This window comes from Pelodictyon clathratiforme (assembly GCF_982375515.1).
Window position 1 is genome coordinate 2,914,235 of sequence record NZ_OZ455102.1, and the last position, 13,085, is coordinate 2,927,319.

Sequence of the window (13,085 nt, forward strand, 5' to 3'; positions counted from 1 at the left end):
AAAACAGTTTTTTATCATGTTATGCTGCTTCGCAGATGAGCCTCTCCCGACGAAACAAGGATGGTCTCTCCCTCTGCACTCTCCAGCTTCAGCTCTCCGAAGCGGGATATGCCTCGTACCGTTCCACGCACACTTCGTTTGAGCTGGTCGATGGTCACCTCTTTCGACTGCAGAAGTGCATGTTCTTCGAGATAGGGAAGTATAAAGCCAAGATCATCCTCAAGAAGCCATGCATCATAGAGCGGTTCGAAATGGTTCAGCACTGAGGCCAGAAGCTCCGGCCTCGAAAAGAGCTGCCCGCTCTCCAGAAAAAGGGATGTTGCGCTCTGCTGCAAATCAGGCGGAAACTCTGACTGGTTGACATTGATACCGATGCCAACGACGACAAAGTGTGTACAGTCAGGTTCTGACTGCATTTCACACAATACTCCACACAACTTTTTGCCATCGGCAAGAATATCGTTCGGCCACTTGATCATCGCTACCAGATCGGAAGAGTGGCGGCAGAGTGCCTGGTGAATAGCCGCCGCCACCAGCAACGTCAGTTGCGGCACGCGAACTGAAGGCACAGCGGGCCTCAGAATCAGGGAAAAATAGAGATTGACACCCGGAGGCGACACCCAGCTTCGCCCCATTCTCCCCCGGCCACCACTCTGGCAGTCGGCTGCGACCACGCTCCCTTCCGGTGCGCCTTCGGCAGCAAGAGCTTTAGCCTCGATATTGGTCGATGTGGTAAGCGGATGATAGAGGATGTTTCGTCCAAATCGGCGACAAGTCAGGAAGGGATGCACTTCAGCCTCTACCGGTCGGCCAGTCAGACCCGACAGCCGATATCCCCGGCCTGTTACAGCATCAATCTGATACCCTTCGCTCCGCAGCAGGCAAATATGCTTCCATACTGCGCTTCTGGTGATACCAAATGCACGGCAAAGCGCTTCACCCGACAAAAAATCCGGAACTGCGGTGAGGCGGCTTAAAATCTGTGCAGTAATATCGTTCATAAGCAGATAACCCATCGCGAGCGGTAATTCATAAAAATGTGAACCGGAATGTAGCGTGAGGTTTACAATTTTGCAATAAAAAAAAGCCACAGGCCTCGCTCCTCATCGTTTACGGCACAAAAGTATCAGCGACCCATTGAGGCCATACTCGATGTTTCATAATTTTTACGATAGGCCTGCAGGCCCTGGAAAATGGCATAGGCAATTTTCGTCTGCTCCTGACGATCCCGCAGAATTCGCTCCTCTCCGGGATTGGAAAGGTACCCCACTTCGACAAGAGCGCTCGGCATGGAAGGGGTCCATAACACCATAAAACCAGCCTGGCGCACTCCGTTTCTTTTATCGGGCGCCAGGCGATGACCGGGGTTAAGGATATGCTGTGCGAGGGATGTAGACTGCCGGGCAAAAGCGCTCTGCGCCATACTGCTCATGATGAGATACTCCTCGGAAAAACCCTTGTAGGCCTGGGTATAGTCGGCTTCCTGACGGATAACCGAGTTCTCCAGCATGGCAACATCAAGGCTTGCCCTGGTTTTATGGGCTCCGAGAATATAGACTTCAGAACCGCGGGCGCTGCGGCTTGAACTTGCATTGCAGTGCACGCTGATAAATAGTTTTCCCCCGTTCTGGTTTGCAATTTTTCCTCGTTCATGCAAAGGAATAAATTTGTCCTCTTTTCTCGTATACACCACCTTCACATCAGGCCAATTCAGTCTGATAAAGGTACCGAGATCTCGTACAATATTGAGTGCAACATGTTTCTCAACCGTACCGTTTGCGCCTATTGCTCCGGGATCCTTGCCTCCATGACCTGCGTCGAGCACAATGGTATCAAGCTTCCACTTTTCAATATCGCGGCTGAGAACCTGTGCAATCTGCTGCTCCTTTTCCTTTCTGCGAATCTCCTCTCCATCAGCCTTGCTGCGGACATAGAGCAGATAACGGTTATTTTTTTTATCGCGTTGAAATTCGACCGAACTGATGACAAATGAACGATTATCAAGTACAACAGTAAATTGTAACCCCGACCCGGGCAACTGCTTTGAAATAATTTCTTTGACCACACCTTTACCATACACTTGTGAGAGGGCGTTGCTGTCACCGGATGCTTTTTCAAGGGAGAAATAGGTATACCCTTCAGCATTGAGCGTGACAAGCGATGCTTGTGCAGCAAGGCCGGAAGCAGAAAAACTTATGATCGCCCCATTATCACGGTTTTTCACCTCAATACCGGTAATCACCGTTTTGGAGAGTTCAGCCTGTTTCGTGGAATTTGCACCAGCAAAAGACTCTTCGTTACTGACAATCCCGATGGTTTCTCTCGATTCTCCGAAATTTTTTTTCAGAAGCGCAACATGGATCTGACCCATCGACTGGTTATAAACGACCTCCCTGTCCAGCCAAACGGCAAAAAGCCGACAAGCCTGACTGACTGGCATCCAGATTCTTGATTGCTGTAGTGAGGGGGCCGACTGCATCTGAATAATTCTTGCCGGAATCTCCGGATCCCTTGAAACAATGCGGACAAAATTATTATTTGTCATGATCGTACAAATGGTACCGGGCATCCCGAAAGATTCCTCGACAACAAGTCCGCCCGGCTCCTTTCGATAGTTCAGTCGCAAACCCCTTGCCATAGATTCAAGATCAATCAACAACGTCTTTGCTGTTCTCAAAGCCATCACCTTAATGGTATAGCCCTGATCGTTTCCTGTGGTCACAACAAGCGGAAGAGCCGTCTGTCCGGAAAGTGAAGGTGACTCTGCAAAAAGGCTTCTGTATGAGAACATCAGCAGGGCAATCAGCACAAGAGCGGCCAGACGAGAACGAATACAAAGTAAAAAGTGGGGCATGATTATCGAATGCATTATGTTTTGCTGATACATTATGGCCGGAAAGAATAATAATAAAATATATTTCTTCTTACCCCTGCAGCCGGTTTTTATGGCCGGAAATAATCATTTTCAGGGATATCCTGACAGGAGAAGTCTCTTGGCTGAAAACGGTAAAATTTGTTTTTTGCTTGTCAACACCTATCTTTTTCAAAATTTTACTTGTAACGCTCTTACTACCGGGACTGATCAATGGCTTCAAAACCATCAACACCATCTGCCAGAAACAGGACCCTGATTGTCGTCGAATCCCCCTCAAAGGCAAAAACAATCAATAAATACCTTGGTGACAAGTATACCGTTTTCGCATCGGTAGGCCATATCAAGGATCTGCCAAAAAAGGAGATTGGTCTTGATTTTGACCATCATTACGAACCGAGATATGAAATTATTCCTGGAAAGGAAAAGGTCGTCCATCAGTTAAAAAAACTGGCCGCAGAAGCTGATTCCATCCTCATCGCGACTGACCCTGACCGCGAGGGTGAGGCTATCGCATGGCATATCTCCAAAGAAATCGGAGTAACCAGCAAACCGGTATCCCGCGTACTTTTTAATGAAATTACAAAAACCGCAATCATTGCGGCAATTCAGGCTCCGCGACAGATCGACGACCGCCTTGTGCGCTCCCAGCAAACCCGTCAGGGCCTTGACAAGATCGTGGGCTACAAAATCAGCCCTTTTTTGTGGAATGTAGTGCTGCGCGGCCTTTCGGCTGGCAGGGTACAGTCGGTCGCGCTGCGATTGATCTGCGAACGTGAAGCGGAGATCAGCCGCTTCCAGATACAGGAGTACTGGTCGATTGCGGCTGAGTTTGTAACGGCAGGCAAGGAGTCTTTCAAGGCAAGGCTGATACGCTTTGAGGGTGACAAGCCGGAGATAGCCAATCAAAAGCAGGCGGAAGCGTTGGCGGCTCTCATCAGAAAAGGCAATTTTGCAGTACGCGAAATCGCTCCACGCGTCCAGCAGCGTAAACAGCCTCTGCCTTTCACCACTTCGCTCCTCCAGCAGGCGGCCTCAAACCAGCTCGGATTTGGCTCCAAGAAAACCATGGGAGTGGCACAACAGCTCTATGAAGGCATTGACCTTGGCAAAGAAGGCACGACGGGTTTGATCACCTATATGAGAACCGATTCAACTCGCATCGGTGAGGAGGCGATTGCTGAGGCAAGAAGCTATATCAACCAGCAGTTCGGCAAGGAGTATATCGGTTTCGGTGGAGCGGCAAAGCCCGGAAAAAATGCCCAGGATGCACACGAAGCCATACGGCCAACATCGATTTTTAACAAACCCGACCAGGTCAAACCCTACCTTTCTGCCGATCAGTTTAAATTATACGAATTAATCTGGAAGCGTTTTCTCGCCTCCATGATGTCAGCGGCTAAAATCGAACAGACCAGGGTTGATGTTGAGGACAGCGCTTCAAAATTCCTCTTCAGGGCAACAGGCAGCAGAGTGCTTTTCCCCGGCTTCATGCGTGTCTATGACGACCAGAAGGAGCTTGACTACGAAGCCCAGACCTCAACGAAGGAGGAGGTTGAAAAAGAGCTGACCGTCAAGCTGCCCGAAAGGCTTGCTGTCAATGAGCCTCTTGCTTTGGATGATCTTGACCAGAAACAGAGCTTTACCCGCCCTCCTGCACGTTACAGTGAAGCCACACTGGTGAAGGATCTCGACCACTTTGGTATTGGACGCCCATCAACCTATGCATCCATTTTTTCAACACTGCAGGATCGCCGTTATGTGGAGCTGGAAAAGAAAAAAATTGTGCCCACTGAACTCGGCAAGGATGTCTCGCTGATCCTGGTTGCCAATTTTCCTGACCTCTTCAATGTCGACTTTACCGCCTTCATGGAGAATGAACTGGACAAGGTAGCAAGCGGAGAGGACGAATATGAAAAAGTGCTCGACAGCTTCTACAAACCACTTGAAGCGGTACTGCACCTTCGCAAAAGCAATCCAATTGTACCACAGAACAGTGAGCCCGTAACTTGTGAAAAGTGCGGTGAAGGGCTGATGGTTGTCAAATGGACGGCAAATGGGAAATTTTTTGGCTGTTCATGCTACCCCAAATGCAAGAACATCAAGGCGATAAGCAACAACAAGGCAAAACCTGTTGATTCAGCCATCCTCTGCCCCTCCTGCAAAGAAGGACACATGCTCTTGCGCAGCGGAAGATTTGGCACTTTTCTTGCCTGCTCCGGCTACCCCAAGTGCAATACGCTGCTCAATCTCAACAAACAGCGTCACATAGAACCCATGAAAACCCCTCCGGTACTGACCACTCTTCTCTGTCCAAAGTGTGGGTCACCGCTTTACCTCAGGAGCGGAAAAAGGGGATTATGGCTTGGTTGCTCAAAATTCCCCAAGTGCAAGGGGCGCCTCGCATGGAGTACTCTTGACGAAAAAGCTCAACACCACTGGGAAGCAATCATGGCTGAACACCAGAAGGCTCACCCCACAGTCCAGCTTACGATGATTGATGGGAAAGCAGTACCCATGACAATTCCCGTTGATGAGATCATTCTCAAGGCGGAAGAGGCCGGGCTGATTACCTCTCCCAGTGAAGAAATCGTCGAAATCACGCCATAAGCAGTGCGATGCGATAGACAATGAAAGAGAGTACCCACGCCACAGAGAGTGAGTAAACCGAATAGAGCAGCACCGGCCTCCAGCTCCCGACCTCTTTTTTCATCACCCCTATCGCCGCCACACAGGGAATGTAGAGCAACACAAAGACCATGAGGCTCAGCGCCGTGGCCCTGCTGAAAGAGGGATCGTGCTGCAGAATCGATTTCAGCTCTACCGGAGCGCCATCACTCTGCCCGATGGAGTAAATGGTTCCGAGGGTGGAAACAACGACCTCCTTGGCCGCAAGACCGGTTACCAGAGCAATACCAATCCTCCAGTCGAAGCCAAGGGGTTTGATAAGCGGTTCAAGCAGTTTGCCTGCCCTTCCAGCCAGAGAATACTCAAGCTGTTCTGTACTGATGCGCAAATCAAGCGCTCTCTGGCTGGCAATTTTTTCACTCTCGCCCATGTTGCTTTCGGCAATACGTGACGTTCCTGCCGACAGCTCTGGCCCAAGAGCCTCATTGCGCGGATAGTTGCTTACTGCCCAAATAACAATAACCGCACCAAGAATGAGCGTTCCTGCTTTTTTCAGATACATCAGCGCTTTTACCTTCGCCTGGAAGAGCACTGAAGCAAGCGTCGGCCAGCGGTATGGAGGCAACTCCATGACAAATGGCTCAGAATCACTTTTCAGAACCGTTGACTTCAGGAGCAGGGCGGTCCAGAGACCAACCACAATACCGAGAAGATAGATACCGAACATGACGTTTGCCGCCACATCAGGTGAAAAAAAAGCAGCGGTCAGCAACACATAGACCGGCAGTTTGGCACCGCAACTCATGAAAGGAATAATCATGATGGTTACAAGCCTGTCCGTTGGACTCTTGAGCGTCCGTGTTGCCATAATGGCCGGAATGGAGCAACCAAACCCGGTTACCATGGGAATGAAGGATTTACCGTGAAGACCAAAACGGTGCATCACCCGGTCAATAACAAATGCAGCTCGGGCCATATAGCCGGAAGCTTCAAGAAAAGAGAGACCGATAAACAGCAGGACAATATTGGGCAAAAAGACCAGAACCCCCCCAACGCCAGCAATAATGCCATCAATAACAATGGAGCGAAGCATCTCATTGGGCAGAAGTGGCCCGATCTCGGATGCCATGAGTGCAAAAAGAAATTCAAGGCCACTCATTATCGGTGCACCAAGAGTAAAGGTCAGTTGAAATATAGCCCATACCACCAATAAAAAAATTGGCAGCCCAAGCACCCTGTTGAGCACCACCATGTCGATATAGTCGGTGGGTGTTGCCTTTACTCCTCCCGGTTGACGGACACACTCCTGCATGGCGCCCCGGATAAAGGCATGACGATCTTCGGTAATGAGCATCTCAGGCTCTGAATCATGCAGCCGCTCAGCCTCCCGAAGGGCATCCTGAAGGGCAAGCTCAACCTTGAGCCAGACAGGGTACTGCTGAACCTCGTGATAAACTTCCCGGTCATTCTCCAGAAGCTTTATGGCAAGCCATCTGGCATTGAATTCGCCGAGTTCCTTCTGATGAGTGAGAAGAGTGGTAATTTTTTCAACCGATGCTTCAAGTTCCGGACGAAAAAACAGCTTGTTTTTATGAATCTCAATATCCTTCCGGGAGAGCCGGATAATGTGATCGAGCAACGAATCAAGTCCCCTGCCTTTTTTGGCAGAAGTCGGGACAATATGACAGCCGAGCAGCTTCTGTAACTGTTTGATCTCAATGGTAATGCCCTTCTCCTCGACCTCATCGATCATATTGAGGGCTACGAGAAAATCAACTTCAAGCTCCATGAGCTGCGTTGTCAGCAGAAGGTTCCTCTCCAGATTTGACCCCTCAAGAACATTCACAACAACATCAGGTCGTTCCTTGATAAGATACTCCCTTGTAACAATCTCCTCAGGAGAGTAAGGGGTAAGGGAATAAATTCCTGGCAGGTCAACCACGGTGATATGGTACCCCTTATACTCAAGATACCCCTCATATTTTTCAACAGTCACCCCCGAAAAATTCCCCACTTTCTGGTGAGATCCGGTCAACGCATTGAATAAAGAGGATTTACCGCAGTTTGGATTACCTGCAAGCGCAACCGTGATCGTTCTCTGCTCACTCATGTTTTGCTGCCTGACATGGGAAGGGCATCTCCAACCTCTCCTACTTTACAAACCATGACCCCATCTGCCTCGGTTTTTCTCATAGCAAAATACAGACCCTTGAAAAAAATCTCAATCGGATCACCGAGTGGAGCAACCCTCAGCACCTTGAATCTGGTACCCTTGATCAATCCCATATCCATAATCCTTCGACGGATGACATGCTCTGCCTTCAGTGCTGTTACTTCAGCTTTATCACCCACCTTCAATTCCGATAAACGCATACCTGCATCTCCTGCAAAACAATAAATAAAATCCGGACAATTCATATCCTATATAACGACCAGAGGCACGAAAAAATTGCATCTCTTCTTTCCAAAAATCAACTACCCATGTACCTCCGGCAATCCGGGAAAGGGGGGCCAACCCATCTGGTTTCCACCGATAAGGTGCCCGTGGATGTGGAAAACGCTCTGCAGGGCATCCTTGCCCGTATTAAAAACCAGCCTGTAGCCAGACTCCCGAATACCGATGATTTCTGCCACAATACCCGCAGCAAGAAGGATCTGGCCAGCGGCCGCTTCATCTTCCGGGGTGAGATCGCTCAGCGAAGCGATATGCCGAACAGGAATAATCAATACATGCTGAGGAGTTATGGGCGTGATATCCCGGAATGCAACAACATGATCATTACGATAAACAATACTGGCGGGAATCTCTCCTCGAACGATCCTGCAAAAGAGACAATCAGGCTCCTGATGTATCATATGGATTAACTTTTTGACTGCTTGATAGGGTTTTCAAGGCTCTTTGAACATGCATAACTTCCAACGAAACCGCACGTCGATAATGTACGTAAATGCGCATGAAGAGAAAAGAATCGGAACTCCCTGATAACCCGAAAAACGTCACGATACAGGATGGGAATCCGGAGGGTGCCCATCCTCCGGAGCCCTCTCTTCCTTCAACCTTGAAGCAAGCACCTTGTCGATCCTCTGACCATCCAGATCAACAATCTCCAGCGTCCAGTTTTCCCAAACCATAATATCACCAGTCCTTGGCATCCGCCCGAGCAGCCACATCATCAGGCCGCTGAGGGTATGATAGAGCCCCTTATCTTCTTCGGGTACACACTTCAGCTCAAGCGTATCTTTCAGTTCGGGCACAGGAATGAGTCCATCGAGCAACCAGGAGCCATCCTGACGTTCAACAGCCCATGAATCCTCAAGATTGCGGGGAACAAACTCCCCGGTCACCGCTTCAAGCATATCCTGAAGGGTAACAAGCCCCTGAATTTCGCCATACTCGTCAACCACAAAGACCATCTGCGAACCAGAAGTCCGGAAATGGTCGAGTAACTCCATGCCTGTAAGCGTTTCGGGAACATAGACACAGGGCTGGAGTTGCGAAGTAAACTCCGTAAGCCCCCCTTTCAGGGTTTTTGATAAAAGCTGTTTGGCATTGACCACGCCAAGCAGGGATTGCAACCCACCATTGCAAACAGGAAAACGGGAGTGCTCTGATTCTGTCACTCTGTTGATATTTTCTTCAAGAGGCCGTGAAACGTCAAGAGAGACAATATCGGCTCTCGGAACCATCAGCGATCCCAGTTGACGATCATCAAGACGAAAAACATTACGCACCATTTCGTGCTCATGCTGCTCAATCACCCCGGCTTCAGAGCCCTCCTCAAGCATGGCATGAATCTCTTCCTCGGTAACACTCGGGGTGGCTTGGGGGTAATTCCCCGTCAGACGGAGAATGGCATCGGTTGAGGCCGAAAGCAACCTCCCGAATGGACGGGTTATGGTCGAAAGGGTATACATGGGACGTGCGACCAGACGGGCTATTCCCTCAGGATTGAACTGGCCAAGACGTTTGGGAACAAGTTCCCCAACCACAATAGTGACATAGGTAATCGAAAGAACAACAACAACCGTTGCAATAACATGGCTTATTTCCGCATCCATGCCCAATGACTGCATCCTGATGGCCAACGGACCGGCAAGAGCACCCTCCCCCACGATACCGTTCAGGATACCAATAGAGGTGATACCGATCTGTATCGTCGAAAGAAATCTGGTCGGATCCTGACCAAGCTTCATGGCAACAGCAGCGGATTTGTCACCATCCTCGGCAAGTTTCGACAGGCGGGACCTTTTTGCCGTTATCAGGGCAATTTCCGACATCGCAAAAAGACCGTTACAAATAATCAGAAAAAAAAGAAAAAGTATTTCCATACATACGGGGTTGAACCTTTCGGGAATCCAGTGACCAACACCTGAAAACCGCAGCAGCATGCTCCGGCAGAATCCCTGAAGGCTCTGTTCTTAAGCCTCTTATAACATTTCTATGCTATCAACTACACTTTTATTCAGCAATTTCCAAACCAATGGCTTCACGACACCCCCAAAGGTAAGCAATATAGCCATGCAACCGTTAACAGGAAATGAGTGGAAAAGATTTCACATCAGCTCTATGGCGCTCTGCGAACCATGCTCTTGATGCATAGACTCTCTTCTTTGACAAAGAAAAGCCGGGATTTTCCCGGCTTTTTTTGAACGGTATCACTGACAAGAATTACCAACCGGAAACCCCGTTATTGTGAAGCCATTGTTGGGCTCCCAAACTACCAAGTTTGGCCGCTGCCGACAGATCCGCTATGACACCTTGCTTGTCTCCAAGATCAAGTTTGACTGCCGCCCGGTTGATGTAGGCCGGAAGAAATGCCGGATCAATCTCAATAGCCCTGGAGTAATCGGCAATGGCTCCCTGCTTGTCACCCATTTCAGCTTTGGTGCTCCCCCTGTTATTGCAAGCATCAGCATATTTCGGGTTAAGTTCCATGGCCATGGTATAGTCCGCCAGGGCGCCTGGCTTGTCGCCCATGCTGAATTTTACCGCCGCCCGGCTGTTATAGGCCTCCGCAAGTTTCGGATCGAGTTCAATGGCTTTTGTGTAGTCTGCCATGGCTCCCTGATTATCCCCCTTCCCGAATTTTGCTTCGGCGCTTGAAAAATAGCTTTTGGCGTCATCTGCCGGGCTGGCGCTGGCCACATGAGTTCCGGACAGTAACGCGATAACTGCTATGAAAAAAAATCGTTTCCTGTTTTTCATTGCTCACCTCGATTATCATGATTGAATAAAGTCCGACTCTTATCCTCAGGATGTCACAGAATGCAGAGCACTCCTTTTCAGGGCATCTTAAGCAATGAAAAGGAGTGATTGCAGCTCCATGCGGATCAGAAAGTCTGTGTTAAACCCACATTGAACGAACGACCCTGACCTGCCAGCGGCTCGAAATCTGCCGCCCTTTTCGTGGTTGGTGGCAGTTTGCTGTCCAGAAAGTTGTCGTAGTTGATTCCTCCAAGGGGAAGATAATAGAACTTGTCGAACAGGTTCGTAACGCCCAGATCGATCTGCAGGTTGTTCCATTTGTATGACGTACGCAGATTGACCAGCGCAAAGCCTGCCGTTTCCGGTTCAAAACGAAGGGGATCGGTCTCGGACTTTCTGCCAACAAGTTGCAACTCGACGGCATTGCTCCATCCTTTAACATTTTGTTCCAGCGTAAGATGCCCGTTCAGCGGCATCATGTGATAGAGACTGCTACCGGTATTGGGATCGGTTCCATGCACATATCCAAGACTTCCCCGAAGTTGTCCGGAACCAAGAGCGCTATTCTCCCACAAAGCAAGTTTACCGGAAATATCCAGACCGTAGATCCTTGCATCCTGATTGACAAACTTGAGTATTTTGCGGGTTTCACTTCCGCCTGGCCATGTCCAGGTCTGTGTATTATACACTTGCACGCCAATGTAATCATTGACATAGGTATAGTAGGGCGTTACCCTCAACTCCCAGCTCTTCCGCTCGCTGTCATGCCAGTCTGCCGAAATGCTCAGGGTATGGGCGACTTCCGGACTGAGATCCAAATTACCCACATAACCATTGCCATCACCAAACCAGTTCACCATCCCGCTTGCCATCCACATCGTTGACCATGCATAGCGCTCGTAGAGATTAGGAGAACGGGTCTTGCGGGCATAGCCAACTTCAACGGTACCCGTCGGAGTAATTTCATACCTGGCCAGTGCGGTCACATCCCAATTACTGTCGCTCCGGGCATGATCCTCGGCATTGAATGCCTCTGAGTCGCGTTTATAATTGGTCACAATCATACCCGCCATGTTCTGAGCATTATATCCCTGCACATCACCGGCATCCATCCTTACCTGTTCATTGCGAACACCGAAAATGGTCGTCACTTTACTATTCCACTTCGACTCCCATTCGGCAAAGAAAGCGTATCTGTCGCGAGAACCGTCATTGATGTTCAGGAAGGTATCCGGACCCATCGTGCCGAGGGTCGTAGAGATAGGAGGCCACCAGTCGTTAAGACTAAAACGATGGAATTCGTTGCCAAGCCGAAGGATATTCTTTTCTGCAAAGGGAATATCCGTCTTTAATGAATAGCCTGTGTCTATACCGCGAGTGGCCATAGGCATATCAGGCATCGTTACTGGTATCCTCAGATTAATTGGCAGTTTATCTTCACCTGAATTCATCCTGTGCCAGGTATTCTGCCAGTAAGCTGTAGCATCGAGCTTCCCCCATGCAAAGTCGCTCTTGTAGTGAAGATTGATAAATGAGGCGTTGTTCTCAAGCATGTCCATCCACTGATTCACAAATCCCTGATCAGGAATAAATTGATGCCCTGCCTTCAGGGTCAACAGGCTACTGTCACCCCTGAGCGCCAAAGTTGCCCCAAGATTACGCGATTCGTAATAAGTAGATGTCACCGTATTACCATGACCATCCTTGTAGTTGCTGGCATGATCAATAGCGCCTGTTACGCCAAAGCTGAGATTGCTGTTTGCAACCGTACCCGAGAACGCTCCACCAATCGCGCGATTATTGCTTCGGTAATAGCTGGAAACCGAACCACCTGCTGTAACCTGCTCCCCGGGATTGGCAAATAACGGCTGATCCGAGTCAACATGGATTATGCCTCCGATGTTGTCGCCACCGTAACTGACTGGCGTAACACCTGCGCTGACACCGATGCCGCTTACATTGGCCGCCGCGATATAGGATAACGGCGGGTTCATGTGGTTGGCACAGGCAGAGGTCAGACACATGCAATCGACATAGATCAGTACCCGATCGTCCGCCTGTCCGCGAACCACCGGCAGACTTGAAACGCCGCCACCTGTCGCAAAGGCAACACCCGGCTCACCGCTGAGCAATTCGGCGGTATCACTGCTTTTCAGCCGTTTAGAACTTAGTGATTGAACTTTTTTTTCTGCTGGTGCGGTAACAACCGTTTCCGGGCCTGACGCTTCCATTGAAAACGCCGGTAGCGGAACCGCCGCCATCAGCAGCATAAACAGAAGCTGCGGTGCTATAAACTTTTTTGATGACTTCGTCATATCGATAAGGAAATAAAATTGAAAGATACTCTCATAAAAAAAGCCCTGCCGATTGACATGGCTC

9 protein-coding genes are annotated in these 13,085 nt (G+C 49.5%); 1 reads left to right on the forward strand and 8 read right to left on the reverse strand.

Going from position 1 to position 13,085, the window contains the following annotated elements:
• Window positions 1-14 precede the first annotated feature (14 nt).
• Together AC56AD_RS14295 and AC56AD_RS14300 are read right to left on the reverse strand one after the other, a co-directional pair.
• Entirely contained in the window at window positions 15-1,001 is a 987-nt protein-coding gene (locus AC56AD_RS14295) for a biotin--[acetyl-CoA-carboxylase] ligase (RefSeq protein WP_012509454.1), read from the reverse strand.
• Window positions 1,002-1,126: 125 nt separating this feature from the next.
• A complete protein-coding gene (locus AC56AD_RS14300) occupies window positions 1,127-2,854 on the reverse strand; it encodes an N-acetylmuramoyl-L-alanine amidase family protein (protein WP_012509455.1) in 1,728 nt (575 codons plus the stop codon).
• Between the two features lie 231 nt (window positions 2,855-3,085).
• On the opposite strand from AC56AD_RS14300, the gene topA reads away from it, so the two are divergent.
• Entirely contained in the window at window positions 3,086-5,482 is a 2,397-nt protein-coding gene (gene topA, locus AC56AD_RS14305; RefSeq protein ID WP_012509456.1) for a type I DNA topoisomerase, read from the forward strand.
• Here topA and feoB read toward each other — a convergent pair.
• The 6 genes from feoB to AC56AD_RS14335 all read right to left on the reverse strand — a co-directional run bounded on the left by feoB (window position 5,472) and on the right by AC56AD_RS14335 (window position 13,021).
• Window positions 5,472-7,610: a ferrous iron transport protein B gene (gene feoB / locus AC56AD_RS14310; protein WP_012509457.1), complete on the reverse strand. Its 2,139-nt coding sequence runs from the start codon at window positions 7,608-7,610 to the stop codon at window positions 5,472-5,474. The two genes, topA and feoB, sit on opposite strands and share 11 nt — an antisense overlap.
• Window positions 7,607-7,873: a FeoA family protein gene (locus AC56AD_RS14315; protein ID WP_012509458.1), complete on the reverse strand. Its 267-nt coding sequence runs from the start codon at window positions 7,871-7,873 to the stop codon at window positions 7,607-7,609. The genes feoB and AC56AD_RS14315 overlap by 4 nt, the downstream gene beginning before the upstream one ends.
• A 102-nt stretch (window positions 7,874-7,975) precedes the next feature.
• Complete coding sequence (locus AC56AD_RS14320) at window positions 7,976-8,356, reverse strand: histidine triad nucleotide-binding protein (RefSeq protein ID WP_012509459.1); 381 nt, start codon at window positions 8,354-8,356, stop codon at window positions 7,976-7,978.
• A gap of 141 nt (window positions 8,357-8,497) precedes the next feature.
• Window positions 8,498-9,829 (reverse strand): hemolysin family protein, encoded by a 1,332-nt coding sequence (locus AC56AD_RS14325; RefSeq protein WP_012509460.1) that lies wholly within the window; start codon window positions 9,827-9,829, stop codon window positions 8,498-8,500.
• Window positions 9,830-10,169: 340 nt separating this feature from the next.
• On the reverse strand, window positions 10,170-10,706 hold the full coding sequence (locus tag AC56AD_RS14330) for a tetratricopeptide repeat protein (protein WP_012509461.1): 537 nt from the start codon (window positions 10,704-10,706) through the stop codon (window positions 10,170-10,172).
• Window positions 10,707-10,831: 125 nt separating this feature from the next.
• The gene (locus AC56AD_RS14335) at window positions 10,832-13,021 is read right to left on the reverse strand and encodes a TonB-dependent receptor (protein ID WP_012509462.1); all 2,190 of its coding nucleotides are present in this window, start codon (window positions 13,019-13,021) and stop codon (window positions 10,832-10,834) included.
• Between the last annotated feature and the right edge of the window lie 64 nt (window positions 13,022-13,085).

Excerpts from the sequence above, each read along its gene's own strand:
- AC56AD_RS14315 (WP_012509458.1), bottom strand. The coding sequence starts at position 7,873 with ATGCGTTTATCGGAATTGAAGGTGGGTGATAAAGCTGAAGTAACAGCA.
- AC56AD_RS14300 (WP_012509455.1), bottom strand. The coding sequence starts at position 2,854 with ATGCCCCACTTTTTACTTTGTATTCGTTCTCGTCTGGCCGCTCTTGTG.
- AC56AD_RS14330 (WP_012509461.1), bottom strand. The coding sequence starts at position 10,706 with ATGAAAAACAGGAAACGATTTTTTTTCATAGCAGTTATCGCGTTACTG.
- topA (WP_012509456.1), top strand. The coding sequence starts at position 3,086 with ATGGCTTCAAAACCATCAACACCATCTGCCAGAAACAGGACCCTGATT.
- AC56AD_RS14295 (WP_012509454.1), bottom strand. The coding sequence starts at position 1,001 with ATGAACGATATTACTGCACAGATTTTAAGCCGCCTCACCGCAGTTCCG.
- AC56AD_RS14320 (WP_012509459.1), bottom strand. The coding sequence starts at position 8,356 with ATGATACATCAGGAGCCTGATTGTCTCTTTTGCAGGATCGTTCGAGGA.
- AC56AD_RS14325 (WP_012509460.1), bottom strand. The coding sequence starts at position 9,829 with ATGGAAATACTTTTTCTTTTTTTTCTGATTATTTGTAACGGTCTTTTT.
- feoB (WP_012509457.1), bottom strand. The coding sequence starts at position 7,610 with ATGAGTGAGCAGAGAACGATCACGGTTGCGCTTGCAGGTAATCCAAAC.
- AC56AD_RS14335 (WP_012509462.1), bottom strand. The coding sequence starts at position 13,021 with ATGACGAAGTCATCAAAAAAGTTTATAGCACCGCAGCTTCTGTTTATG.